Annotated in this window: 19 protein-coding genes and 1 pseudogene; 11 read left to right on the top strand and 9 right to left on the bottom strand. The window is 66.2% G+C overall.

The window, feature by feature from the left end; translation table 11 throughout:
* Positions 1 to 124: 124 nt before the first annotated feature.
* The gene (locus ACVW17_RS29195) at positions 125 to 2,362 is read right to left on the bottom strand and encodes a CHASE3 domain-containing protein (RefSeq protein WP_456755080.1); all 2,238 of its coding nucleotides are present in this window, start codon (positions 2,360 to 2,362) and stop codon (positions 125 to 127) included.
* 21 nt (positions 2,363 to 2,383) lie between these two features.
* Positions 2,384 to 2,788: a response regulator gene (locus ACVW17_RS29190; RefSeq protein WP_076860141.1), complete on the bottom strand. Its 405-nt coding sequence runs from the start codon at positions 2,786 to 2,788 to the stop codon at positions 2,384 to 2,386.
* A 180-nt stretch (positions 2,789 to 2,968) separates the two neighbouring features.
* On the opposite strand from ACVW17_RS29190, the gene ACVW17_RS29185 reads away from it, so the two are divergent.
* Entirely contained in the window at positions 2,969 to 3,865 is an 897-nt protein-coding gene (locus ACVW17_RS29185) for a DMT family transporter (protein ID WP_456755079.1), read from the top strand.
* A gap of 52 nt (positions 3,866 to 3,917) precedes the next feature.
* Here the strand turns inward: ACVW17_RS29185 and ACVW17_RS29180 are convergent, their stop codons facing one another.
* Positions 3,918 to 4,478 carry a BA14K family protein gene (locus ACVW17_RS29180; RefSeq protein WP_456755078.1) on the bottom strand — a complete coding sequence of 187 codons (561 nt, stop codon included), beginning with the start codon at positions 4,476 to 4,478 and terminating at the stop codon, positions 3,918 to 3,920.
* Between the two features lie 267 nt (positions 4,479 to 4,745).
* Here ACVW17_RS29180 and ACVW17_RS29175 point away from each other — a divergent pair, with 267 nt between their 5' ends.
* Both ACVW17_RS29175 and ACVW17_RS29170 read left to right on the top strand, forming a co-directional pair.
* Positions 4,746 to 5,156, top strand: a complete 411-nt coding sequence (locus ACVW17_RS29175) for an NADH:ubiquinone oxidoreductase subunit NDUFA12 (protein ID WP_456755077.1) — start codon at positions 4,746 to 4,748, stop codon at positions 5,154 to 5,156.
* Positions 5,157 to 5,580: 424 nt separating this feature from the next.
* Positions 5,581 to 5,970 (top strand): VOC family protein, encoded by a 390-nt coding sequence (locus tag ACVW17_RS29170; RefSeq protein ID WP_456755076.1) that lies wholly within the window; start codon positions 5,581 to 5,583, stop codon positions 5,968 to 5,970.
* A gap of 13 nt (positions 5,971 to 5,983) precedes the next feature.
* Here the strand turns inward: ACVW17_RS29170 and ACVW17_RS29165 are convergent, their stop codons facing one another.
* Positions 5,984 to 6,685 carry a DJ-1/PfpI family protein gene (locus ACVW17_RS29165; RefSeq protein ID WP_456755075.1) on the bottom strand — a complete coding sequence of 234 codons (702 nt, stop codon included), beginning with the start codon at positions 6,683 to 6,685 and terminating at the stop codon, positions 5,984 to 5,986.
* 128 nt (positions 6,686 to 6,813) lie between these two features.
* Between ACVW17_RS29165 and ACVW17_RS29160 the strand changes: the two genes are divergently transcribed.
* Complete coding sequence (locus tag ACVW17_RS29160; RefSeq protein ID WP_456755074.1) at positions 6,814 to 7,752, top strand: GlxA family transcriptional regulator; 939 nt, start codon at positions 6,814 to 6,816, stop codon at positions 7,750 to 7,752.
* A gap of 532 nt (positions 7,753 to 8,284) precedes the next feature.
* On the opposite strand, the gene ACVW17_RS29155 is transcribed toward ACVW17_RS29160, so the two are convergent.
* The 4 genes from ACVW17_RS29155 to ACVW17_RS29140 form a co-directional block, all read right to left on the bottom strand.
* Positions 8,285 to 8,608 carry a hypothetical protein gene (locus ACVW17_RS29155; RefSeq protein ID WP_456755073.1) on the bottom strand — a complete coding sequence of 108 codons (324 nt, stop codon included), beginning with the start codon at positions 8,606 to 8,608 and terminating at the stop codon, positions 8,285 to 8,287.
* 235 nt (positions 8,609 to 8,843) lie between these two features.
* Positions 8,844 to 10,067 carry an SLC13 family permease gene (locus ACVW17_RS29150; protein WP_456755072.1) on the bottom strand — a complete coding sequence of 408 codons (1,224 nt, stop codon included), beginning with the start codon at positions 10,065 to 10,067 and terminating at the stop codon, positions 8,844 to 8,846.
* 163 nt (positions 10,068 to 10,230) lie between these two features.
* Positions 10,231 to 11,172, bottom strand: coding sequence for an alpha/beta hydrolase (locus ACVW17_RS29145; protein WP_456755071.1), 942 nt, complete (start codon positions 11,170 to 11,172; stop codon positions 10,231 to 10,233).
* Positions 11,173 to 11,280: 108 nt separating this feature from the next.
* A complete protein-coding gene (locus ACVW17_RS29140; protein WP_456798168.1) occupies positions 11,281 to 12,060 on the bottom strand; it encodes an SDR family NAD(P)-dependent oxidoreductase in 780 nt (259 codons plus the stop codon).
* 246 nt (positions 12,061 to 12,306) lie between these two features.
* Here ACVW17_RS29140 and ACVW17_RS29135 point away from each other — a divergent pair, with 246 nt between their 5' ends.
* A complete protein-coding gene (locus ACVW17_RS29135; protein ID WP_456755069.1) occupies positions 12,307 to 13,317 on the top strand; it encodes a DUF2155 domain-containing protein in 1,011 nt (336 codons plus the stop codon).
* A 123-nt stretch (positions 13,318 to 13,440) separates the two neighbouring features.
* On the opposite strand, the gene aat is transcribed toward ACVW17_RS29135, so the two are convergent.
* Positions 13,441 to 14,121: a leucyl/phenylalanyl-tRNA--protein transferase gene (gene aat / locus ACVW17_RS29130; protein ID WP_456755068.1), complete on the bottom strand. Its 681-nt coding sequence runs from the start codon at positions 14,119 to 14,121 to the stop codon at positions 13,441 to 13,443.
* A 236-nt stretch (positions 14,122 to 14,357) separates the two neighbouring features.
* Between aat and ACVW17_RS29125 the strand changes: the two genes are divergently transcribed.
* The 6 genes and pseudogenes from ACVW17_RS29125 to ACVW17_RS29100 all read left to right on the top strand — a co-directional run bounded on the left by ACVW17_RS29125 (position 14,358) and on the right by ACVW17_RS29100 (position 25,179).
* Positions 14,358 to 15,803 (top strand): DASS family sodium-coupled anion symporter, encoded by a 1,446-nt coding sequence (locus ACVW17_RS29125; RefSeq protein WP_456755067.1) that lies wholly within the window; start codon positions 14,358 to 14,360, stop codon positions 15,801 to 15,803.
* A gap of 268 nt (positions 15,804 to 16,071) precedes the next feature.
* Positions 16,072 to 17,301 (top strand): MdtA/MuxA family multidrug efflux RND transporter periplasmic adaptor subunit, encoded by a 1,230-nt coding sequence (locus tag ACVW17_RS29120; RefSeq protein WP_456755066.1) that lies wholly within the window; start codon positions 16,072 to 16,074, stop codon positions 17,299 to 17,301.
* A pseudogene (locus ACVW17_RS29115) lies at positions 17,298 to 18,422 on the top strand (efflux RND transporter permease subunit); the annotation flags it as partial. The gene ACVW17_RS29120 and the pseudogene ACVW17_RS29115, both read left to right, overlap by 4 nt.
* Positions 18,423 to 18,492: 70 nt before the next feature.
* Positions 18,493 to 20,406 (top strand): efflux RND transporter permease subunit, encoded by a 1,914-nt coding sequence (locus tag ACVW17_RS29110; RefSeq protein WP_456798167.1) that lies wholly within the window; start codon positions 18,493 to 18,495, stop codon positions 20,404 to 20,406.
* A 3-nt stretch (positions 20,407 to 20,409) separates the two neighbouring features.
* A complete protein-coding gene (locus tag ACVW17_RS29105) occupies positions 20,410 to 23,694 on the top strand; it encodes an efflux RND transporter permease subunit (protein WP_456755064.1) in 3,285 nt (1,094 codons plus the stop codon).
* Complete coding sequence (locus ACVW17_RS29100) at positions 23,695 to 25,179, top strand: efflux transporter outer membrane subunit (protein ID WP_456755063.1); 1,485 nt, start codon at positions 23,695 to 23,697, stop codon at positions 25,177 to 25,179. It begins immediately after the preceding gene.
* Positions 25,180 to 25,181: the final 2 nt, after the last annotated feature.

Below are 25,181 nucleotides of genomic sequence, written 5' to 3'. Positions count from 1 at the left end.
CAATCCATTTCGCCACTTGTTGAGGCAATGGATTGCCGCGGCGCTGCGCGCCTCGCAATGACGGGAGAGAGAGCAGAGCTGCTATCCGCGCGCGAGACGCCGGGCGTACCCGCAAGCGCTCACATCACTCACCCAGCGCCTGCTGCAGCATGCTGGCGAGCTGCGCCTTGCGATAGGGTTTTGCCAGCAGCAGCACGCCTTCGTCGAGGCGGCCGTGATGCACGATGGCGTTCTCGGTATAGCCCGAAGTGTAGAGCACCTTGAGGCCGGGTCGCCGTTTTCTCACTTCGTCGGCGAGCTGGCGGCCGTTCATGCCGCCAGGCATGATGACGTCGGTGAACAGCAGGTCGAACTTCTCGCCCTTGTCGACCAGCGCCAGCGCGGCGCGGGCGTCCGGCACCGCGATGGTCTTGTAGCCGAGGCTGCCGAGCTGCGTGACCACGTAGTTGCGCACCAGCTGATCGTCTTCCACCACCAGGATGACTTCGCTGCCGCGCCGCACCGGCTCGGGCGCTGCGGCCTCGACCTCGACCTGGCCGCGGGCAGGGGGCAGATAGAGCTTGATCGTGGTGCCGTGGCCTTCCTCGCTGTAGATCTTGATGTGGCCGCCGGACTGCTTGACGAAGCCGTACACCATGCTCATGCCGAGGCCGGAGCCCTTGCCGACCTCCTTGGTGGTGAAGAACGGCTCGAACACCTTGTCCTGCACCGCGTGCGACATGCCGGTGCCGGTGTCGCTGACCGCGAGCAGCACGTAGCGGCCCGGCGTGATGTCGGGATTGACAGAAGCATAGGCGTCGTCGAGCACGATGTTCTTGGTCTCGAACAAGAGCTTGCCGCCGTTCGGCATCGCGTCGCGGGCGTTGATCGCCATGTTGAGCAGCGAATTGGCGAGCTGCGACGGATCGATATGGACGCTGGCGACATCGGGCGCCAGCACCGAACTGATCTCGATCTGCTCGCCGAGCGTCGGCCGCAGCAGCTTTGCGATATCGACCACGGTGCCGTTGATGTCGACGGTGCGCGGCTCCAGCGGCTGGCGGCGGGCGAAGGCGAGCAGATGCTGGATCAGCTCGCGGCAGCGTTCGGCGGCGCGGTCGATCAGCTCGGCAGTCTGCGCCAGCTTCGGCTGCGTGCGCAGGCTGTCGACCAGCGTCTCCGTCGTGCCGGTGATGACGGTCAGCATGTTGTTGAAGTCGTGCGCGACGCCGCCGGTCAGCTTGCCGATGGCGTCGAGCTTCTGCGCCTGTTGCAGCTTGTGCTCGGTTTCGCGCGAGGCGGTGATGTCGTGATAGATCAGCGCAGCGCCGGTGATGGCGTTGTCGCCGTCGCGCAGCGGCCGGCCCGACACCACGAGGTGGATTTCCGGCGCGCCGCGCACCGGCTTGGCGACGAACTCCAGCCCGTCGAATTCCTCGCCGCGCAACGCCCTCGCCGAGGGCATGTCGTCGGCCCGCATCGGCGTCTCGCCGTCGGCCTGGAACACGTTGCTCATGGCGCGCAGCTGCCGCACCGTCATGCCCGGCTTGTAGCGCAGCATCTTCTCGGCCGCCGGGTTGGAGAGCAGCACCGTGCCGGTGCCGTCGAGCACCAGCACCGCCTCCGCCATGGTGCGGAAGGTGGTTTCCATCACCGAGGTGGAGCGGCGCAGCTCCTCGAGGGCGGCGCCGAGATCCTTGGTGCGCTCGGCCACCTTGCCCTCGAGTGACAGATTGGTCGCCTTGGTCGCGCTGAGCGCGCCCTGCAATTCGCGGCTGGCGCGCCGCGCCGTCAGCGTCAGCGCGACCGCGAGCGCCAGGATCATCGCAACGCCGGCGAGGTCGATGGCCAGCAGCAGCCGGCCGTTGGTCTTCGACTGGTCGGTGCGAATCGCGAGCAGGCGGCGCTCCTCGGCGACCAGGCGGTCGAGCGCGGCCCCGACCTTGTCGGTCAGGGCACGGCTCTCGCCCGCGGAGATCAGCGCCGCGGCGCCGGCGGTATCGCCCGCGGTGCGCAAGCGGATCAGTTCGGCGCCGAGCGCAATCGCGCGCTCGACCTGTCCCCTGGTGCCGGCGAGCAACTGGGCTTCCTGCGGCGCCGACTTCACGGCGGTCATCAGCTCGTCGAATGCGGCGGTGAGGGCCGTGCTCTGGTCGCGGAACTCGTCGGCGAAGGAGGCGTCGCCGGTCAGCGCGAAGCCGCGTGCCGCGCTCTCGACGCCGCGCGGCAGCGGCCGCGCGTCGGAGATGCATTTGAGTATCTTCAGCGTGTGATCGACCGAATCAATCGCGCTGCGCGACTTGACATCCAGCCCGATCGACGCCGCGCTGATGACAAGGAGGATCGCAAGGCCGCTGCCAAGAATGAGACGCTGGGAAGCCATCGACGACGAGAGTACGAGCAATTATTTCGAAAGACGAGCGGAAGGAGCGGACTTCGCCAGACATTCGTTAACGGCGGCAATCAGCGCCTGCGGGGTGAACGGCTTGCGCAGGCAGGCGGAGGCGCCAAGCTCGATCGTCATCCGCAGGAAGTCCGGCGCCCGGTCGGCATTGGCGAAGGCGTAGCCGGACATCGCGATCACGGGAATATCGGGAGCGCGCTCGTGGAAGACGCGAATCGCCTCGAAACCGCGCATATGCGGCATGAAGACGTCGACCAGCATCACGTCGAAGGTGGCTTTTTCCAGCGCGCGCATGCCGGCTTCACCGCCGTCGGCGACGGTGACGTCGAAGCCCTGGCGCTGCAAACACACCTCGATGGCAACGCACACCATCGGGTCGTCATCGACCACGAGAACGCTCGGCACGATGCATCCTCTTTTTGCGGCCCCGCGTGCCGTCGACTCGCTTGGCCCGTCTGCCGATTAAGGCGGAACCCAAGTGGAAAGTCTGTATCATAGAATGCATATGCCGTTTGCTGACAAGCGGATTTCCAGCTAGCCCTGACGCCATCACTTGTATTTGTCCGCCCACATGACGACAGGTCCATGATCGCAGTTCCCGTCGCCGGCCGCGCCCCGCTGTCACCGTTCGGCCTCGCATCTCTGGTGGTCGCCTCGACCGGCTGGGGTCTCAATTTCCCGATCATGAAATTCCTGCTGACCGAGTGGCCGCCGCTGTCGTCGCGCGGGCTGTGCGGCGTGATCGGCGCGCTCGCGCTCGGTTTGGTGGCGCTCGCGCGCGGCGAGACGTTGCGCGTGCCGGATGGCATGTGGCCGCGGCTTGCCTTGGTGTCGACGCTGTCGATCGGCGGCTGGGTCGCCTCGATGGGCCTCGCGCTGATCTGGCTGCGCGCCAGCGAAGCGGCCGTGCTCGGGATCTCGATCCCGGTATGGGTCGCGCTGGTGGCCTGGCCGGTTCTCGGCGAGCGGGTGTCGCTGCCGCGCGCGACAGCGCTTGCCGTGGCGGTGGCCGGGATTGCCGCGCTGATCGGCGGCGGCGGCATCGATGCGAGCCTTGGCAAGTTGCCGGGCATCCTGTTCGCGCTCGCCGGCGCGCTTTGTGTCGCGCTCGGCACGGTGCTGACCAAGTATTTCAAGCTCGCAATGCCGCCGCTGTCGCTCGCCGCCTGGCAGCTTGCGATCGGCTGCGTGCCGGTCGCGATCGCGGGCCTCGTGATCGAGCAGCCGCAGCTTGCCGCGCTGTCGCAGCTCGGCTGGGCGTCGATGGTCTACATGACGCTGATCCAGTTCTGCCTTTGCTATGTCTGCTGGTTTGCGGCGCTGCAGCGGCTGCCGGCGGCGACTGCATCGATCGGCACGCTGCTGGTGCCGGTCGTCGGCGTGCTGGCGGCGGCGGCGATGCTGCGCGAGCCGCTCAGCACGAGCGACATCGCGGCGCTGCTCGTGACCTTCGCAGCCGTGGCGGTCGCCCTGCGCACATGAAAAGGGCGGCGTTGCCGCCGCCCCTTTTTTTAACCAGCGATTCAGGCCTTCGTTACGGGCAGGGGTGCCGCAGACCGTCATAGCCGAGATAGGTGCCCGAGGCCGGGTCGTAGGACTTGTAGCGCTGCGCGCAATAGCTCGCGTCGCCGCCCGGTACGGCTTCCACGGCGACAGACGGTTCGTCGTAATAGCCGTAGCTGTCGTCATAGTAGCCGGGGCCGTAGCCATAATAGCCGGAGCCGTAATACGCGCCCGAGGCGAGGGCGCCGCCAACGACTGCACCGGCCACCGCGCCGGGCCAGAACCCGCCGCCACGGTGATAACCGCCGTGCCATCCGCCACCGCCGCCGCGCCAACCGCCGCCGCCACCACCGGCCCACTGGCCGCCACCGCCACCACCGTGCCAGCCGCCGCCAGCACCCATGGCCGCACCACGGCCGCCGCCGAAGCCACCACCACCGCCGCCGCCACCGCCGCCACCGCGGGCACCACCGCCACCGCCCATCGCGCCCATCTGCGCGGCGGACTGGGCGAACGAAACGGTCGGCGCCACGGCCAGCGGCAGCGCAAGCGCCAGCGCCGCAGCGGTGCTCAGAACCTTCATATTGATCATTTTGGACTCCATCAAAACGGACAATGTCTAACCGCTTCTGCGGCCGGACGTTCCAGCGCGCGACGTTGATTGTCCGTCATCTTTGCTTGCCCGCCGGCGCATGTATGGCAGGTGAACAAAACTTCCCGTGACCGCGTCATTTGGCCGCCAAACGGGCCGCATCAAGCAGGCGATAGGGGAGTGCCTGGCTACCTCGGCGGCGGCTGGACATTTCGGGATTCAGGTGGCATCAGAGCCCGATAGCCTCGAACCCGTGACCGGCGACGCATGAAACAATTCCTGCTGAAATTCTTCACCTGGTGGAACGGCCAGACCTTTGGCACGCAATTGTGGACCTCGCGCTACGGCGAGCTGGTCGGCGAGGACGAGCAGGGCAATCGCTACTACCGCACCAAGGGCGGCGAGATCGACCCGACGCTGCATTTCGAGCGCCGCTGGGTGGTCTATAACGGCTATGCCGAAGCCTCCCGGATCCCGGCGGGCTGGCACGGCTGGCTGCATCACACCGTCGATGTGCCCCCGACCGAGCAGAAATATGCACCGCGGGAGTGGGAAAAGCCGCATCTGCCGAACCTGACCGGCACCGCGCAGGCTTACCGCCCATCCGGCTCGACGCTGGCGAGCGGCCGTCGCCCCAAGGCGACCGGCGACTACCACGCCTGGACCCCGGGAAGCTGACCCTCACGCCGTGTTGTCGCGAGCGTGCGCGCGTAGTAGCGCGCGTGCGTTGCACGCGCGACCGGCGGCGCAAGTGCGTGCCTGTGGACAACGGTAACAGCGGGGACAGGTGCATCGCCGCTGCCGGCGCCCGCTTGCGCCACGTGCGCCTTCGCGGCTCAATGAAGCCATCTTGCGGAGATGGGAAACCATCGCGTCGGATCGGGCTCCAGATCGCGACTGTCCCGATGAGCAGCGGCCTCCGAGTTGGATGCGGCCGGGAGATAGGCCCCCGGTACAGACGTCCTGAAATCGCCCGCAAATGTGGGGCCACCGTGAGACAGGAAGGGCCGCTCGGGAAACCGGGCGGCCTTTTTCTGTTGCAACGCGCACGACAGGCTCGGCATCTTTCGGCGATCAATCCAGCAGGCGTCGGGAGCATCAGATGAAGCGCTTGTGGACGATCATCGGCGTCGCCGACGTGCCCCGGAGCTTCAGGTGGTACCAGTCGTTGCTGGGCTTGCCGGAGTCAGCGCCTGCGCACGACCATTTCGGACAAATCGTCGATTCCGATGGCACGGTCCTGCTCTGCCTGCACGCCTGGGGGGCCCACGAACATCCTACGTTGACCAATCCCCGCGACGTCCGCCCCGGCAACGGTCTTCTGCTGTTCTTCCGGGTCGACGACCTTGACGTCGCTCTGCCAAGGGCGCGCGCGCTCGTCAGCCTTTTGGAAGAAGAGCCGCATCAAAATCCCAACACCGGGACCATGGAGTTTTCGCTCCGGGATCCTGACGGCTACTACGTCACGATCAGCGCGCTCGATCCGGCCTGACGCCCGCCTGGCGTTATGGCGACGCGCCCTGGGCGAGCCGCGCCGCCGCGCGGCCCATCAATTCGCCGCGGCGCGCATGCGCCGGCCCCATCCGCTCCTTCATGAAGGCGAGGATCTCGGCCGGCGCGGTATCGGGCGAACCGGCATTGAACGGCGGCGCCGGGTTGTATTCGAGCCTGAGCTGAATGGCTTCCGCGGTCTTGCGGTCGACCAGCTCGGACACCAGCGTCAGCGCGAAATCGATGCCTGCGGTGACGCCGCCGCCGGTGAAGCGATTGCGGTCGACGCAGACGCGGGTCCTGGTGGGGATCGCGCCAAAGCCGGCGAGGAAATCGATCGCGCTCCAATGCGTGGTGGCGCGGTAGCCTTTCAGCAGACCGGCGGCGCCGAGCACCAGGGACCCCGTGCACACCGACGTGACGTATTTCGCTCGCTCGGCCTGCTTGCGCAGGAAGGCCAGCATCTCCTCGTCGCCGACCATGTCGTCGGTGCCGAACCCGCCGGGCACGCAGATCACGTCGAGCTGCGGGCAGTCGGCGAAGCTGGTGGTCGGCGTCAGGACCATCACGGAATCAGTCTGCACGGGTTCGATCCGCTTCCAGATCAGATGCACGTTGGCGCCGGGCACCGAGGAGAACACCTGCAGCGGGCCGGTCAGGTCGAGCTGAGTCACCTTCGGGAAGACGAGCAATCCAATCTGCAGGGGTTCGGACATCGGAAGTCTCCAAATAGCGCTTGACGGAACCACGATGCCATGATGGCCTCTTGTCCAAAATGGCGTAATTCCCTCATTTTAGGACGTGTCGCCATTTGCCAGGATTTGGCGTAGCGAGGATTTGGCACATGATCGGCATCCTGATCTTTCCCGACTTCCAGCTGCTCGACGCGGCCGGCCCGATCGCGGCGTTCGAGATCGCTGCGCGTTTCGCCGACAGCCCGCCTGCTATCAAGACGATCGCGGTGAAGGCGGGGCCGGTGCGCTCGTCGTCCGGCGTCGAGATGCTTGCGCGCGGCTTCAAGCCGTCGGCGGCGATCACGACGCTGATCATTGCGGGCGGCAACGGCGTGCGCGCGCCGGCGACCTGTCCGACGACGCTTGCATTCGTGCGGCGGATGGCGGGCCGCGGCATCCGCGTCGCCAGCGTCTGTTCCGGGGCCTACGTGCTGGCCGAGGCGGGCTTGCTCGATGGCCGCCGCGCCACCACGCATTGGCAGCGCACACCGCATTTCGTGAAGGCCTATCCGAAGATCAAGCTCGAGCCGGACCAGATCTTCGTCCGCGACGGCAATATCTGGAGCTCGGCCGGCATCACCGCCGGCATCGACCTCGCGCTCGCCATGATCACCGAGGATTACGGCGACGAGATCGCGCAGAAAACCGCGCGCCAGCTCGTGCTGTACCACCGCCGCAGCGGCGGGCAGTCGCAGTTCTCCTCGCTGCTGGAATTGAAGACGCCGAACGGACGGTTCGGGCCGCTGCTGGCCTGGGCGCGCGAGCATCTCGACGCGCCGCTGACGGTCGAGGATCTCGCCGACAAGGCCGGGATGAGCTCACGGCACTTCACCCGCGCCTTCATCGCGGAGACCGGGACCACGCCGTCGAAGGCGGTGGAGCGGCTGCGCATCGAAGTGGCGCGGCAGCGCGTGCAGTCGTCGGGCGAGGCGATCGAGCGCGTCGCCGAGATCACCGGCTTCCGCGATCCCGAGCGGATGCGCCGCGCCTTCATCCGCGCCTTCGGCCAGCCGCCGCAATCGCTGCGCCGAGCGGCGCGCGTCGGGTAGGTGATTTGGGACAAGTTCGTTGTCCGATCTCGCACGATCCGTTTTGTCTTTGCATTGATGAACCAGTGCGACGGTTCCTGTGACCCACGTGAAGTGGGCGTGGGACCGGAGGAGGTTCTAATGACAAAGCATCGAACGATTACCGGGTTCGTGGCCGTCGCCGTGCTGGCTGTCACGGCAACTGCCGCGACGGTGAGGTCGCACTTGCCCCGGACCGCGGGCGTTGTGGTCGCCGACACGGACGCGCTCCCGGCCAGGGATTTCAGCGACCGCTGGTCCGCGATATCCGCCTTGGCTCCCGCAACGGACATGGCTGAGCGCGCACCTGACGCGCGTTAAATCGGTCAGGTCCGGCGGTTCGAGGCGCGTAGCGTTTGCTGCAGCACAAAAGCCCCCGCCAAGGCGGGGCAGCATGTCGAACGACTTGGTCTCAAATAGAACTAACGGTTCAACCGCGCCGGGATTGCGCGGCCATTCACCAATACACGCTTAATAATCCACGGACGTGCTGCGCACGAAACGAGCCCAGATCTCACCGGGTCAATGTGTCGGTCGCGATCTTCTTCTTGAGTGCTTCGCAGGTGTCCCTGACCTCCGTGGTCATCAACGAGACGGCTTCGATCTGCAGGAAGAAGCGCTTGCCCTGATCACGATAGCCCGCAGCGAACTCCTTGATTTCCGCGATCATGTCATGGACCCCGGCCACCATGACCTCGCAATTCTTGGCGGCCAATTGCAGTTCGGATCCGAGGGCCTCGATCTCTTTCACCGCCGCTTCATATTCGCGCACGACGGCCTCAGCCGACAGCATGCCCACCTCGTTGACGCCGTTGCGGTGCTCGACGTAGTCCGGCATCGGCGAGAGCGGCCGAATGTTGCTGCGTGGTCGATGCGGACTGGCAGCGCTGACGTCGCCATCGATCTGTTCCGACGGGGCACGGGCGAGAACTTCTGCACTAACACTCATGCGAACGCTCCATAAGTTGTTACGGCGAATGGAGTTTACCAATGTCAACGGATTTGTCTCGCTTTTCCACAAGTTTGAGACAGGTCCGATTGTGCATCGCAGCACGGCAAATTCCGCATTGGTATCAATGCGGCGCGTCGGGGTGCCAGCCGAGCAACGCCAGCATCACGAAGAAGCCGACAACATAAGCCACCATGATCGGCCAGCCCTGGGTGATCCAACGGACCACCGATTTGGCTTCCGGATACATGTTGGACACCGCAACACCGGCGGACGAACCGAACCAGACCATCGATCCGCCAAATCCAACCGCATAGGCGAGCAAACCCCAATCGTAGCCGCCTTGCCTCAGCGCCAGCGCGGTCAGCGGGATGTTGTCGAACACCGCGGAGACGAAGCCGAGCCCGAGTGCGGTCTGCCATGACGCGGTCGGCAGCTTCTCGACCGGCATCAGCGAGGCCGCAGTCACCAGCGCGAGCAGGAACACGGTGCCCTTCAGCGTCTCCGGCATGACCGACCAATCGGGCCGCCGCAGCAGCGAGGTGACGAGGATCGCGGCCCAGACCGCGAGCCCGAGCACCGGCAGGGCATCGAGCAGCGCAGGGAATTTCAGGTTCGCCGTCACGTTGGCGGTCAGCGCAGCGAGCAGGATCACGGCGACGATGGCAACCCGCGTCCAGTGGATCTTGAGGCCGGACGGTGCCTTTTTCACAATGGGCGAGAAGCGGTGCTGCTGCAGCGAGGCCGGCACCGCGAACACCAGCATTGCCGCGATGGCAGCGACATAGGCATCAATGACGGTGAGCGGGCTGATGCCGTCGATCCACATCATCGTCGTCGTGGTGTCGCCGACGACGCTGCCGGCGCCGCCGGCATTGGAGGCTGCGACAAGGGCCGCGAGATAGCCGATATGGACACGGCCGCGGAACACATGACGCGCAATGGTGCCGCCGATCAGCGCGGCTGCGATATTGTCGAGAAATGCGGACAGCACGAATACGAGCACCAGCAGGATCAGTCCGCCCTTCCAGTCATCGGGCAGCAGCGCCGGCATCTCGTCGGGGATGCGGCTCTCCTCGAAATGCCGCGACAGCAGCGCAAATCCCATCAACAGCAGGAACAGGTTCGCGAGCGTGACCCACTCATGCTCCATGTGGTGCACGAGGCCGGGCAGGCCCGCGCCGAATTTCGCAAAGCCGGCGAAGATCAGCTTGTAGGCGACGATCGCGGCAAGGCCCGTCAACGCCACCGCGAGCGTGTGGTGATGGAAGATCGCGACGCCGAGCAGGGTCAGCGCGAACAGGATGAAATCGAGCGGGATACCGTAGACGAGGATGGGCGTGAGCAAGAGGGTCTCGCGGGCTGGAGTGCTCGGCGGCGAAGCGCGCCCGGCCGCACTATCGCGTGAGGCGGGGAACTGCAAGACGCGCTAACGCCGCAAGGTGCGCCTGCCATGCGCTCCCGAGCCTCGATCAGGAGGCGACGCGACCGGCGTCGCCCGATCCGATCGGTCAGCCCAGCGTCTTCAGCCAGGCACTGATCTCGGTGACCGCGACGTTGGCCTGATTGAGCAGCTTGCCCATCGTGAAGAAGCCGTGGAACTGGCCGGGGAAATGCCGGTAGGTCACGGGCACGCCGGCGTCTTTGAGGATTTTGGCGTACTCGTCGCCTTCGTCGCGCAAGGGATCGGCGCCGGCGGTCAGCACATAGGCCGGCGGCAATCCGGCGAAGTTTTTCGCGCGCGCTGGCGAGGCGCGCCAATCACTATTGTCGGCGTCGCCGAGATAGTGGTTGGCGAACCAGCCGATCACCGAATGCGTCAACAGGATGCTGGTCTCGGGCTCGCGGTGCGAGGGATGCTTCCGCGAAAACTCCGTCGCGGGATAGACCAGGAGCTGGGCCGCGAGCTTCGGCCCATTGTCGCGAGCGGTGAGGGCAACCACAGCCGCAAGGTTGCCGCCGGCGCTGTCGCCGCCGACGATCAGGCGCGCGGCATCGATGCCGAGGTCTTTCGCGTTGGCAGCGACCCATCTGGTCGCGGTGACGGCGTCGTCGACCGCGGCGGGAAAGCGGTGCTCCGGTGCCAGCCGATAATCGACCGAGATCACGATCAGCTCGCCCTCATGGGCAAGCTTCTGGCAAACGACTTCGTGGGTATCGAGATCGCCGATCACCCAGCCGCCGCCATGGAAGAACACCAGGCATGGCGCGAGCCCGTTGGTCGTGCGCAGTGTGTTCGGCGTGTAGATGCGGGCCGGGATCGTGCCGTGCGGCGCCGGGATCGCGAGCTCCTTGCTCGATTCAAGCGCGGGCGGCTCGGGATTGGAGACGATGCGGGCGGCCCGATAATATTCGCGCGCTTCCGGCGCGGTCAGCGATTCATAGGCGGGACGGCCGGCCTCCTGGAAGGCCTTGTAGACAGCGGCGGCATCGGGATCGAGAACGACGGGCATTCGTGGACCTTCTTTCTGTTACGCCATCCGGGGCGATGCGGAGCATCGAACCCGGAATCTCTAGATTCCGGGTTCGGTCCTGCGGACCGCCCCGGAATGACAGTTGTATCAGGCGGCGGTGCGGCCGCCGTCGACGGTGTAAGCGGAACCTGAAACGTAGCTCGCTTCGTCGGAGGCCAGGAAAGCGACGATCGAGGCGACTTCGCTGGCGAGCCCGAGCCGGCGCGCCGGGATGCGGTCGACGATCTTCTCGACCGGCGGCGGCGCGTTGCCGCCGGAGCGGCCCTGCAGGATGGTGCTCAGCATCCGGCTCTCGATCATGCCGGGGCAGACGCAATTGACCCGCACGCCGGTGCCGCCGCACTCCCAGGCCGCGCTCTTGGTCAGTCCGATGACCGCGTGCTTGCTGGCGCTATAGACTGCGATCATCGGCGATCCCACCAGGCCCGCGATCGAGGCGGTGTTGATGATGCTGCCCTTGTTCTGCTTCAGCATGACGGGCAGCACTTGCTTCATGCCGAGGAAGACGCCGACCACGTTGACGTCGAGCACCCGGCGAAAACTCTCCAGCGAATATTCGGGGATCGGCTTGATGTCGCCCTCGATGCCGGCATTGTTGTAGAAGGCGTCGATGGTGCCGAAGCGGTCGACGGCGGCGCGGACATAGTCCTTCACCTCGTCCTCATCGGTGACGTCGGCAGTGATCGCGAGTGGTTCGGCCGAGGCGGGGAGGTCCTTGATGGCGGCGGCAAGATCGGCGCCCTTGCGGTCGACTGCGACAATCCGCGCGCCCCGTTCGGCGAGCAGGTGCAGGGTCGCGGTTCCGATGACGCCGGCAGCCCCGGTGACGACGGCGACCCGGCCATCGAGCCTGATGCGATCTGGCATGTTGGGTTTCCTCTGGCTGGTCCGGTTCAATCCGGATTTTCTCAGGTTTTCACGCGCTGCCGCGTGCCTTCAGCGTGAGCACTATCACACGTGCTCCCAACGGTGACCAGAGGCTGACGATGGCCCGGGGAGAGGTGGCCGGGTGCCCTTTCCCCGCCGTATTCGGCGTGTTAACCGGTGGCCTGCGAGCGGCCGATATCAAGGTAGACTGTCGCGAGCCCGATTCGCCCTTTAAAGCCGCGCGAGATGCTTCGAACCGTTGCCCTGACTGGCTTTGCGGCCTTGATTGCCGCCTCAACTATCTCGCTTGCGCCGCCCGCGCGCGCGCAGATCGGAACGATTTTCTCCGATCCCGCGCCGCGTCCGCCCGGCGCGATCCCGCGCGGCCAGGTGGCGCCGCCCAGCGACGACGACGAGGAAGTGCCGGAATTGCCGCGCGGCCGCCTGCTGCCGACGCAGCCACGCGCGTTGCCGCCAGGGCAGGCGGTGCCGCCGCCCGGCAGCGTGCAGTCGCAGCCCTTGGCGCCGCCGCCCGGTTCAACGGTTGCTCCGCCCGGGGTGGCCGTGCAGCCGCCGCAGCCCAATGGGCCCGCCGTTGCCAATACGCCGCCCGGAGCCAACCCTCTGCCGCCGGGGCAGCGTCCCAAGGGGGCGCCGCAAGCTGCGCCTCAGGGCGCGCCGGGCACCGCACCGCAGACGCCGGCCGCGTTGCAGCCCGGCGACGAGGTGGTGCAGGAACCGCCGTCGACCAAGATCACCAACAAGAAGGCGAGCTTCTCCGGCCTCGACAAGATCACCGGACGCATCATCAATTTCGACGAGGATATCGGCGAGACCGTGCAGTTCGGCGCGCTGCGGGTGAAGACCGATGCCTGCTACACGCGGCCGTCGACCGAAGCCGCCAACACCGATGCCTTCGTCGAGGTCGACGAGATCACGTTGCAGGGCGAGGTGAAGCGGATTTTCTCCGGCTGGATGTTCGCGGCGAGCCCCGGTCTGCATGGCGTCGAGCATCCGATCTACGACATCTGGCTGACCGACTGCAAAGGGCCGGACCAGACCATCGTGACCGCCGCGCCCGATCCGCCGAAGGCGCCGACGCCGCCTCCACCGCCGGCCCAGAAGCGCGCGCCGCCGAAGCAGGCCGCGCCGCGTCCGCCGCCGCAGCCGCTGCCGCAATACCAGCAGCAGCCGCCGCCTCCGCCGCCCCAGCAGCAGCGGCCGGGCGGGCTGTTCGGCGGATTGTTCGGGAATTAGTCGACACTGCGTAGCCCGGATGGAGCGAAGCGAAATCCGGGTTTCTCTCCGCGGAGAGACTTTCCCGGATTGCGCTTCCCCGGATTGCGCTCCGCTGCATCCGGGCTATGGCATCAGCTCAATTCAATTGCGCTCGGCGACGATCGCCAGCGCGTCGACGCCCTTGACCGGCTGTGTCGTGTCGAGCCTGCGGAAATCCGCCGGCGCGCCCGTGATCGCCTTGTCGAGCAGCGCGCGATAGCGGCGGCGGGAGATTTCGACCGCACCGAACGTCTTCAGGTGCTCGGTCACATATTGCGTGTCGAGCAGCTCGAACCCGCCGGCGATCAGCCGCGCCACCAGATGCACCAGCGCGACCTTCGACGCGTCGCGTTCGGTGTGGAACATGCTCTCGCCGAAGAAGGCGCGGCCGAGGCTGACGCCGTAGAGCCCGCCGACCAGATTGTCGTCCTGCCAGACCTCGACGCTGTGGCAATGGCCCGAGGCGTGCAGCCCGACATAGAGATCGCGGATGCGCTTGTTGATCCAGGTGTCGTCGCGGCCGGGCTGCGGCGCCGCGCAGCCGGCGATCACGGCCTTGAAGGCGGTGTCGACGGTGACGGTAAAAGCATCCGAGCGCACGGTGCGCGCCAGGCGTGAGGCGACACGGAAGCCGTCGAACGGGATCACGCCGCGCAATTCCGGCTCGACCCAGAACAGGGTCGGATCGTCGGCGCTCTCCGCCATCGGGAAGATGCCGCAGGCATAGGCGCGCAGCAGCACCTCGGGCGTGATCTCGGAGGAGGCGGAGTCGCGTGACGTCATGCCTGTCAAGATAGCAAAACGCGGGCGGTCTTGCGATGGGCCCGCCGCCATGGTCGCGACGTGTTGACGAAACGCGCCGGTTCCTCCACAAGCCGCGCCATTCGGCCGCAGTCACCCGAAACGGACTGCGCGGCCGTGCTACATTGCAACAAAAAGATGGCGGCGCCGCCCGGGACTTGATGGGGAATTGGCGGCTTGCACGCCCGACAATCAAAACACGTTGAGGGGGACGCTGCATGAAGTGGTCATGGCGGACGTTTGCGCCGCTGCTGGTCTGGCTGGTGATCTATCTGGTTCCGGTGCCATCAGGGCTGAACGCCAATCAGTGGCACTATTTTGCGGTGTTCGCCGCGGTCATCACCGGACTGATCCTCGAATCGATGCCGGTCGGCGCGGTGGGCCTGATCGGCCTGACGGTCGCGGGCGTCGGCGGCTATGTCGAGCCCGATCCGAACAAGTCGCTGCGCTGGATGCTCGGCGGCTTTTCCGAAAGCACGGTGTGGCTGATCGTCGGCGCCTTCGTGTTCTCGATCGGCTATCGCAAGAGCGGGCTCGGCCGCAGGTTGGCGCTGCTGCTGGTGCGCGGGCTCGGCCGCCGCACCATCGGGCTCGGCTATGCGGTGGCGTTCTCCGATCTGGTGCTGGCGCCGGCGACGCCGTCCAACACTGCGCGCTCGGGCGGCACGATCTATCCGATCGTCAGCAACATCCCGCGCATCTATGGCTCGGAGCCGGGGCCGACCGCGGGCAAGATCGGCACCTTCGTGATGTGGACGGCGTTCGCGACCACCGCGGTCACCAGCTCGCTGTTCCTGACCGCGCTGGCACCGAATGCCGCCGCGCTCTCGATCGCCAAGAAGCTCGTCAATATCGAGGTCGGCTGGTCGCAATGGTTCATCGGCTTCGCGCCGCTCGGAATCCTGTTGCTGCTCGTGGTGCCGCTGCTGAGCTACGTCGTGTGCCGGCCGGAGATCAAGGCGAGCCCGGAGATCGTGACCTGGAGCGAGGGCGAACTCGCCAAGATGGGGCCGCCGTCGCGGCACGAATGGATCATGGCGGTGCTGGTCCTGCTCGCGATGTTCCTGTGGATCTGCGGCTCCAATCCCAATATCAGCGTGCCGCTGCTCGGCGCGAACTTCATCAACGCGACCACGGTGGTGTTCGTCGTGATCTCGCTGATGCTGCTGACCGGCGTAATCGGCTTCGAGGACATCGTCGCCGAGAAGAGCGCGTGGGAGGTGTTCTTCTATTTCACCTCGCTGCTCACGCTGTCGTCGGGCCTCAACGAGATCGGCTTCATCAAATGGGTCGCCGAAGGCTATGCGAAGCCGCTCGCCGGCACGTCGCCGCTGGTCGGGATGATCCTGCTCGTCACCTTCTTTTTCTGGATCCACTATTTCTTCTCGAGCATCACTTCGCATACCGCAGCCGTGCTGCCCGTGGTGCTCGCCGTCGGCTCCAGCATTCCCGGCCTGTCGGTGCAGACCCTGATGCTGCTCTGCGTCTATTCGCTCGGGCTGATGGGCGTGATCTCGCCCTACGCCACGGGACCGGCGCCGATGTATTACGGCAGCGGCTATATCGGCAAAGGCGACTTCTGGAAGTTCGGGTTGATCTTCGGCCTGATCTACTTTGCCGGATTGTTGCTGATCGTGTTGCCCTGGCTACAGACGATCGGGTAAAATAGCCACAATCCAGCGAGAAATAGCGGCCGACGGGGAGGGAGGGCTATCCTTTCCGATTCTTAACGCGCTTTGTCGGACGGAAGCGTTCAAAATGCTTTCTCGGATGTGGCGCGCGCGGATTTCAGGGGACACATAGAGCCGCGCGAGCTCGTTCGTGTTTCTTCGTGGGCAGGTTATGGACCAGCAGATCAAAGACCCGTCGATCATCGCACCTGGACCAGTCAGGCGAGCGTCGCGTTGGCCGGGGATTCTGACAGGATGTCTCGTGCTGGCGGTGCTTGCCGGCATCGTCTGGTGGACGCGGCAGCAGGCCGCGCCACAGCAGGCCGGAGGCGGGCGCAACGCCGGGCCGATGTCGATCGTGCCGGAGACGGTCGGCAAGGGCGATATCGGCGTCAGCCTGAATGCGCTCGGCACCGTGACGTCGCTCGCGACCGTGACGATCAGGAGCCAGATCAGCGGCTACCTGATGAAGATCGATTTCAAGGAGGGCGATGAGGCCAAGAAGGGTGACCTGATCGCCGAGATCGATTCGCGGCCTTACGAGGCGACGCTGGCGCAGGCGAAGGGCACGCTGGCGCGCGACGAGGCGCAGCTCAAGGGTGCGCAGGTCGACCTCACGCGCTACCAGGGCCTCGCCACCCAGAACGCGGTGCCGCACCAGACGCTGGACACCCAGATCGCGCTGGTCGCGCAGTATCAGGGCACGGTGGAAGCCGACCGTGCCTCCGTGAAATCGGCTGAAGTGAACTTGGCGTATTGCCACATCGTGTCGCCGATCAACGGCCGCGTCGGACTGCGCCAGGTCGACCTCGGCAATTACGTGACGCCGGGCGACACCAACGGCCTCGTCGTGATCACGCAGCTCGAGCCGATCAGCGTGCTGTTCACGCTGCCCGAGGACAATCTGCAGGCGGTGAAGAAGCGACTGAAGGAGGGCGCCGTGATGCCGACGGCGGCCTATGACCGCAGCGGCGCCAACAAGCTCGCCGACGGATCGCTGCAGACCTTCGACAGCCAGATCGATGCGACCACCGGCACGATCAAGCTGCGCGCGCAGTTCGAGAACGGCGATCGCACGCTGTATCCGAACCAGTTCGTCAACGTCCGCCTGCTGCTCGATACCCACAAGGACGCCACCACGATGTCGACCGCCGGCATCCAGCGCGGCGTCCCCGGCACCTTCGTCTATCTCGTGAACGCCGACAGCACGGTCTCGGTGCGGCCGGTGAAGATCGGCGTCACCGACGGCGACCGTGTCGAGGTGCTGTCGGGGCTGGTGCCCGGCGATCGCGTCGTGATCGACGGTGCCGACAAGCTGCGCGAGGGCGCTAAGATCGTGGTGCGTTCCGCCGCCGACGCCGCGAACCCGGCCGCTGCGGCCAAGGGGGATGCCAAGGGTGCCGCGAACGGGACTGCGAAGGGTGACGGCAAGGACGGCACCGATCCCGGCGGCGGCCACCACAAGCGGTCCGAGGACGGGCAGAAGAAATGAACCCGTCGCGGCCATTCATCCTGCGGCCGGTGGCGACGACCCTGCTGATGATCGCCATCATGCTGTCGGGCATGCTGGCGTTCCGCTTCCTGCCCGTCGCGGCGCTGCCCGAGGTCGACTATCCGACCATCCAGGTGCAGACCTTCTATCCGGGCGCCAGCCCCGACGTGATGACCTCGTCGGTGACCGCGCCGCTCGAGGTGCAGTTCGGCCAGATGCCGAATTTGAACCAGATGAGCTCGGTGAGCTCGGCCGGCTCCTCCGTCATCACGCTGCAATTCGGCCTGTCGATCTCGCTCGACGTCGCCGAGCAGGAGGTGCAGGCCGCGATCAACGCCGCCGGCAATCTGTTGCCGACGGACCTGCCGGCCCCGCCGATCTACGCCAAGGTCAATCCGGCTGACGCGCCGATCCTGACGCTTGGCCTGACCTCGAAGACCATGCCGCTGACCCAGGTGCAGGACTTCGTCGACACAAGGCTGGCGCAGAAGATCTCGCAGCTGCCCGGCGTCGGCCTCGTCAGCATCAGCGGCGGCCAGCGCCCTGCGGTGCGGATCCAGGCCGACATCCGCAAGCTCGCGGCCTACGGGCTGAACATCGACGATCTCCGCACCACGCTCGGCAACGCCAACGTCAATACGCCGAAGGGCAATTTCGACGGCGCGATGCGCGCCTATACCATCAATGCCAACGACCAGATCCGCAACGCCAGCGACTACCGCTCGCTGATCATCGCCTACAAGAACGGCTCGCCGGTCCGCCTCAGCGACGTCGGCAACGTCGTCGACGGCGCGCAGAACGACAAGCTCGGCGCCTGGATGAACGAGACGCCGGCGATCATCCTCAACATCCAGCGCCAGCCCGGCGCCAACGTCATCTCGGTCGTGCAGGGCATCAAGGACCTGCTGCCGCAGCTGCAAGCCACACTGCCGGCCGCGATCGACCTCAACATCCTGACCGACCGGACCATCACGATCCGGGCCTCGGTGCGCGACGTCGAATACGAACTGTCGCTGGCTGTGATCCTGGTCGTGCTGGTCATCTTCGTGTTCCTGCGCTCGACCCGGGCCACGCTGATCCCGAGCCTGTCGGTGCCGCTGTCGCTGGTCGGCACGCTCGGCGCGATGTATCTGTTCGGCTTCAGCCTCAACAACCTGTCGCTGATGGCGCTGACGATCGCGAACCGGCTTCGTGGTCGACGACGCCATCGTCGTGATCGAGAACATCTCGCGCTACATCGAGGAGGGCGAATCTCCGCTCGAGGCGGCGCTGCGCGGCTCCGAGCAGATCGGCTTCACCATCATCTCGCTGACGGTATCGCTGATCGCGGTGCTGATTCCGCTGCTGTTCATGGGCGACGTGGTCGGCCGCCTGTTCCGCGAGTTCGCCATCACGCTGTCGGTCACGATCCTGATCTCCGCCGTGGTGTCGCTGACGCTGGTGCCGATGGCCTGCGCCAAACTGCTGAAGCCGGAGAGCATGGCGCGCGAGAACACCTTCCAGCGGCTCAGCCGGGAAGGCTTCGATCATGTCATCGCGATCTACGGCCGGATGCTGAACTGGGTGCTCGATCGCCAGACCTTCGTGCTGCTGATTGCGCTCGCCACCTTTGGCCTGACCGCGCTGCTTTACGTCGTGATCCCCAAGGGCTTCTTCCCGGTGCAGGACACCGGCGTGATCCAGGCGATCTCCGAGGCGCCGCAATCGGTGTCCTATGCGGCGATGGCCGAGCGGCAGCAGCGGCTCGCCAGCGCGATCCTCAGAGATCCTGACGTCGAGAGCCTATCGTCGTTCATCGGCGTCGACGGCACCAACACCACGCTCAACAGCGGCCGCATCCTGATCAACCTGAAGCCGCACGAGCAGCGCAAGGCCAATGTGTCGACGGTGATGGACCGGATCAAGGCGAGCACCGCGGAACTGACCGGCATCGCGCTCTACATGCAGCCGGTGCAGGACCTCACCATCGAGGGCACGGTGAGCCGCACGCAGTATCAATTCATCCTGCAGGACGCCGATCCGAACGAGCTCGCGGAATGGACGCCGAAGCTGGTCGACAAGCTCCGCGAATTGCCCGAGCTCAGCGACGTCACCAGCGATATCTCGGCGCAGGGGCTGTCGGTGTTCGTCGACATCGACCGCGACCAGGCGGCGCGGTTCGGCATCACGCCGGCGACGATCGACAACGCGCTGTACGATTCCTACGGCCAGCGCATCGTCTCGACCGTCTTCACCAACTCGAACCAGTATCGCGTCATCCTCGAGGCCGATCCGTCGCTGCAGAATTCGCTGGATTCGCTGTCGTCGATCTACCTGCCGTCATCGGTGGGCACGACGCCGGTGCCGCTGTCTGTCATGGCCAAGATGCGGGTGGAGACCGCGCCGCTGCAGGTCTCGCATCTTGGCCAGTTCCCGTCGGCAACCGTCTCGTTCAACCTCGCGCCGGGCGCCTCGCTCGGCGGCGCGGTGGCCGCGATCAAGCAGGCGCAGGCCGACATCAACCAGCCGCTCGGCATGATCACGAGCTTCCAGGGCGCGGCGCTGGCCTTCCAGTCCTCGCTGTCCAATCAGCTGTTCCTGATCCTGGCGGCGATCATCACGGTCTATATCGTGCTCGGCGTGCTCTACGAGAGCTTCATCCATCCGCTGACCATCCTCTCGACGCTGCCGTCGGCCGGCATCGGCGCGTTGCTGGCGCTGATGATGGCGGGGCAGGATCTGACGATCATCGCGATCATCGGCATCATCCTGCTGATCGGCATCGTGAAGAAGAACGCGATCATGATGATCGACTTCGCGCTCGATGCCGAGCGCAACGAGGGCAAGCCGCCGCGGGAGGCGATCTACCAGGCCTGCCTGCTCCGGTTCCGGCCGATCATCATGACGACGATGGCAGCCGTGCTCGGCGCGCTGCCGCTGATGATCGGCAGCGGCGCCGGCTCCGAACTCAGGCATCCGCTCGGCATCTCGATCGTCGGCGGCCTCCTGGTGAGCCAGCTGCTGACCCTGTTCACGACGCCGGTGATCTATCTCTGGTTCGATCGACTGGCGCTGCGGTTCGCCGGGCGGGCGGACGCGGTCGGCGAGGCGAGCGGGTCGCGTTGAGCCATGGGTCCGTCAACGCCATTCATCCGTCGGCCGGTCGCCACCACGCTGTTGACCTTCGGGCTTGCGGCGGCCGGCATCGTGGCGTTCTTCAAGCTGCCGGTGTCGCCGCTGCCGGCAGTGGATTTTCCGACCATCTCGGTGCAGGCGACGCTGCCCGGCGCCAGCCCCGAGGACGTCGCGACCACGGTGGCAAGCCCGCTGGAGCGGCATCTCGGCCAGATTGCCGACGTCAGCGAGATGACGTCGTCGAGTTCGGTCGGGCAGACCCGGATCACGCTGCAGTTCAACCTCAACCGTGACATCGACGGCGCGGCGCGCGACGTGCAGGCCGCGATCAATGCGGCGCGGGCCGATCTGCCGACCAGCCTGCGCAGCAATCCGACCTACCGCAAGGTCAATCCGGCCGACGCGCCGATCCTGATCCTGACCTTGACGTCCGACACGCTGACGCGCGGCGATCTCTATGATGCGGCCTCCACGGTGCTGGCGCAGAAGCTGTCGCAGGTCGAGGGCATCGGCCAGGTCGTGGTGGGCGGCAGCTCGCTCCCTGCCGTCCGCGTCGATCTGATCCCGCAGGCGCTCTACAAATACGGCATCGGCCTGGAAGACGTGCGCGCGGCGCTGTCGAACGCCAACGCCCACAGCCCCAAGGGCGGCATCGATGTCGGCGAGCAGCGCTACCAGGTCTACGCCAACGACCAGGCCAACAAGGCCGACGATTACCGGTCGCTGATCGTGGCCTACCGCAACGGTGCACCGGTCCATCTCTCCGACGTCGGCGAGGTGGCCGACGGCGTGGAAAATCTGCGCAATGCCGGGTTGGCCGACGGCAAGCCGGCCGTGCTGGTCATCCTCTACCGCCAGCCCAACGCCAACATCATCTCGACCGTCGACCTGGTGAAGGCGCTGATGCCGCAGCTGCAGGCGTCGGTGTCGCCGGCGATCGACATCGGCCTTGCGGTGGACCGCTCGACCACCATCCGTACCTCGCTCAGGGATGTCGAGCGAACGCTGATCCTCGCGGTGCTGCTGGTGGTCATCGTGGTGTTCGCGTTCCTGCGCAGCGCACGCGCCACCTTCATCCCGGTGGTCGCGGTCTCGGTGTCGCTGGTCGCGACCTTCGGGGCGATGTACCTGTTCGGTTACAGCCTCGACAATCTGTCATTGATGGCGCTGACCGTGGCGACCGGCTTCGTGGTCGACGACGCCATCGTGGTGCTGGAGAACGTCACCCGATACATCGAGCAGGGCCTGAGCCCGCTCGAGGCGGCGCTGAAGGGCGCCAACGAGGTCGGCTTCACCGTGCTGTCGATGAGCATCTCGCTGATCGCGGTGTTCATCCCGATCCTGATGATGTCGGGCATCATCGGCCGCCTGTTCCGCGAATTCGCCGTGACGATCTCGATTTCGATCCTGATCTCGCTGGCGGTCTCGCTGGCGACGACGCCGATGATGTGCGCGGTGCTGCTGCGGCCGCACAGCGGTGGTCACGGCAAGCTCTATCAGCTCAGCGAACGCTTCTTCGATGCGATGCTGGGCTTCTATCGAAGGACGCTGACCGGCGCGCTCGAACATCCGCTGAGCGTCGTGCTGATCTTCTTCGTCACGATCGCCCTGACCGGCTATCTCTACGTCGTGATCCCGAAGGGCTTCTTTCCGCAGCAGGACACCGGCCGGCTGGTCGGCTCGATCCAGGCCGACCAGAGCGTGTCGTTCCAGCTGATGCAGCAGAAGCTCGCGCAGTTCGTCGGCATCATCAAGCGCGATCCGGCTGTTGAGACCGTGGTCGGCTTCACCGGCGGCGGGCAGACCAATTCCGGCTTCGTGTTCGTGTCGCTGCGGCCGCTCGATCAGCGCAAGCTCGGCGCCGACGGCGTGATCGCGCGGCTGCGCCGCCAGATGTCGGTGGTGCCCGGCGCGACCCTGTTCCTGCAAGCGGTGCAGGACATCAGGGTCGGGGGCAGGGCGTCGAACGCGCAGTATCAGTATACGCTCCAGGGCTCGACGCTGGAGGAGCTCAACGATTGGACGCCGAAGATCGCGGCAGCCTTGCAGCGCGATCCGAACCTCGCCGACGTCAACAGCGACCAGCAGAACAAGGGCCTGGAGTCCGACCTCGTGATCGACCGCGACGCCGCAGCGCGGCTCGGCATCACGGTCAGCCAGATCGACAATACCCTCTACGACGCCTTCGGCCAGCGCCAGGTGTCGACGATCTATGTCGCGCGCAACCAGTACCACGTCATCATGGAGGTGGCGCCACGCTACTGGCAGAACCCGGAGACGCTGAAGGACGTCTATATCAGCACCTCGGGCGCATCGGTCGGCGGGTCGCAATCGACCAACGCGGTGGCGGGCACCGTGGTGGCGCCGGGAACCTCGAGCGCAACCAGTTCGGCCAACGCCCAGGCCGCGCGCAACCAGGCCACCAATTCGATCGGCTCGACCGGGAAGGGCGCGGCCTCGACCGGGTCGGCGGTCTCGACCAGCAGCGAGACCATGATCCCGCTCTCGGCGGTCGCGGCCTTCAAGCAGGGCGCCACGCCGCTGGCGGTCAATCACCAGGGCCTGCTGGTCGCCAACACCATCTCGTTCAACCTGCCGCCGAACGTGTCGCTGAGCACCGCGGTCACCAGCATCGAGGCGACCATGAACCGGATCGGCGTCCCGGCGACGATCCGGGGCACCTTCCAGGGCTCCGCCAAGGCCTTCCAGGACTCGCTCAACAACCAGCCGTTCCTGATCCTGGCCGCGATCATCACGATCTACATCGTGCTCGGCGTGCTCTATGAGAGCTACGTCCATCCGCTGACCATCTTGTCCACACTGCCTTCGGCAGGTGTGGGCGCCTTGCTGGCGCTGATGGCATTCAAGACCGAGTTCAGTATCATGGCGCTGATCGGCGTCATCCTGCTGATCGGCATTGTGAAGAAGAACGCCATCATGATGATCGACTTTGCACTCGAGGCGGAACGCGGGCGCGGGCTCGAGCCGCTCGAGGCGATCAGGGAGGCCAGCCTGTTGCGCTTCCGTCCGATCATGATGACGACGATGGCCGCGCTGCTCGGCGCCGTGCCGCTGGCGATCGGCATGGGCGACGGCGGCGAGCTGCGGCAGCCGCTCGGCATCGCCATCGTCGGCGGCCTGATCCTGAGCCAGGTCCTGACGCTCTACACGACGCCCGTGATCTATCTCTATCTCGACCGCTTTCGCCTTTGGGCCCTGCGCGTTCGCCGCGGCGGCGCCATGCGGATGCCGGGCTCCTCACTTCAACCGGGCGCGTAAATGCCGACAGGTGCAGCGTTGCGAAGTCTTGAAATATTGCGAAAGCCGGTCCGGTTCCTGCGCGGGGCGGCGCTCGTCGGCCTCGGCCTCGGGCTGGGCGTCGGCCTGTCCGGCTGCATCCCCGGGGTGGAGAAACCCGAGCTCAGTCTCGAAGTGCCGGCGAGCTACAAGACCGCGGCCAAGGGCGATGCGGACGCGGCCGTTCCGGCGCTGGCCTGGTGGCGCGGCTTCCGCTCGACGGAGCTGACCGGGCTGATGGAATCCGCGCAGCTCTACAATCTCGATATCGCGGTGGCGATCGCCCAGATCGTGCAGGCCGACGCCCAGGTCGGGGTGTCCGGCGCCGCGCTGCTGCCGTCGATCTCCGGATCGGCGAATGCCGAGAGCCAGCGGGTGGCGGCGGGATCGAGTTCGTCGCTCGCCGCGGGCAGCACGTTCTCGCAGTACAGCCTCGGACTGAGCGCGAGCTACATCGTCGATTTCTGGGGCAAGAACCGCGCGACGCTGTCGGCCTCGGAAGAGAGCGCCACCAGCGCCCGCTACAATCGCGAGGTGGTCGCGCTCACCACCATGGCGACGGTGGCCAATACCTATTTCCAGGTGCTGGCCGCACAGGATCAGATCAAGGTCACCCGCCGCAACCTGGCGGCGGCCGAGCGCATCCTGGCTTTGATCAAGTCGCAATTCGCCGGCGGCACCGCCTCGCAGCTCGACCTGTCGCAGCAGGAGGCGCTGGTCGCCACGCAGCGTGCCGCGATCCCGCCGCTCGAGGTGACGGTCGGGCAGAACACCGCGGCGCTCGCGGTGCTGGTGGCGCGGGCGCCGGCCGATTTCAAGGTCCGCGGCGGCAGTACCACGCAGATCGCCGTACCGCGGGTCACGCCCGGGCTGCCGTCGGAACTGCTCTACCAGCGGCCTGACGTCCGTCAGGCCGAAGCGCAGCTCGCGTCCTCCAATTTCAGCGTCGATGCGGCGCGCGCGGCGTTCTTCCCGCAGATCCAGCTGACCGGCACCACCGGCTTCCAGAGCGCGGCGCTGGCCTCGCTGTTCGCGCCGGGCGCCTGGTACTACACGCTGGCCGCCGGCCTGACCCAGCCGCTGTTCGACGGCTTCCTGCTGGAGAGCCAGTTCAAGCTCGCCAAGGGCCAGCAACTGCAATACCTGCAGACCTATCGCAAGGCCGTGTTGTCGGCCTTCGCCGATGTCGAGAAGGCGCTGATCGCGTTGCAGAAGTACACGTTGCAGGAGCGCCTGCAATCCGACGTCGTCGCCGCCTCGCGCAAGGCATTCGAGGTCGCCGAGACGCAATTGCGTGGCGGCACGGTCAATCTCATCACGGTGCTGCAGGCGCAGCAGACGCTGTTCACCGCCGAGAACAACCTGGTCACGGTCAGGCTCAACAAGCTGCTGGCGGCGAGCAGCCTGTTCCAGGCGCTCGGCGGCGGCTGGACGCCCGCCGGTACGCTCGCGGCGGCAGTGCCATGAGG

The organism is Bradyrhizobium sp. USDA 4473, from assembly GCF_054063335.1.
This window is presented reverse-complemented; position numbering and strand designations above follow the sequence as displayed.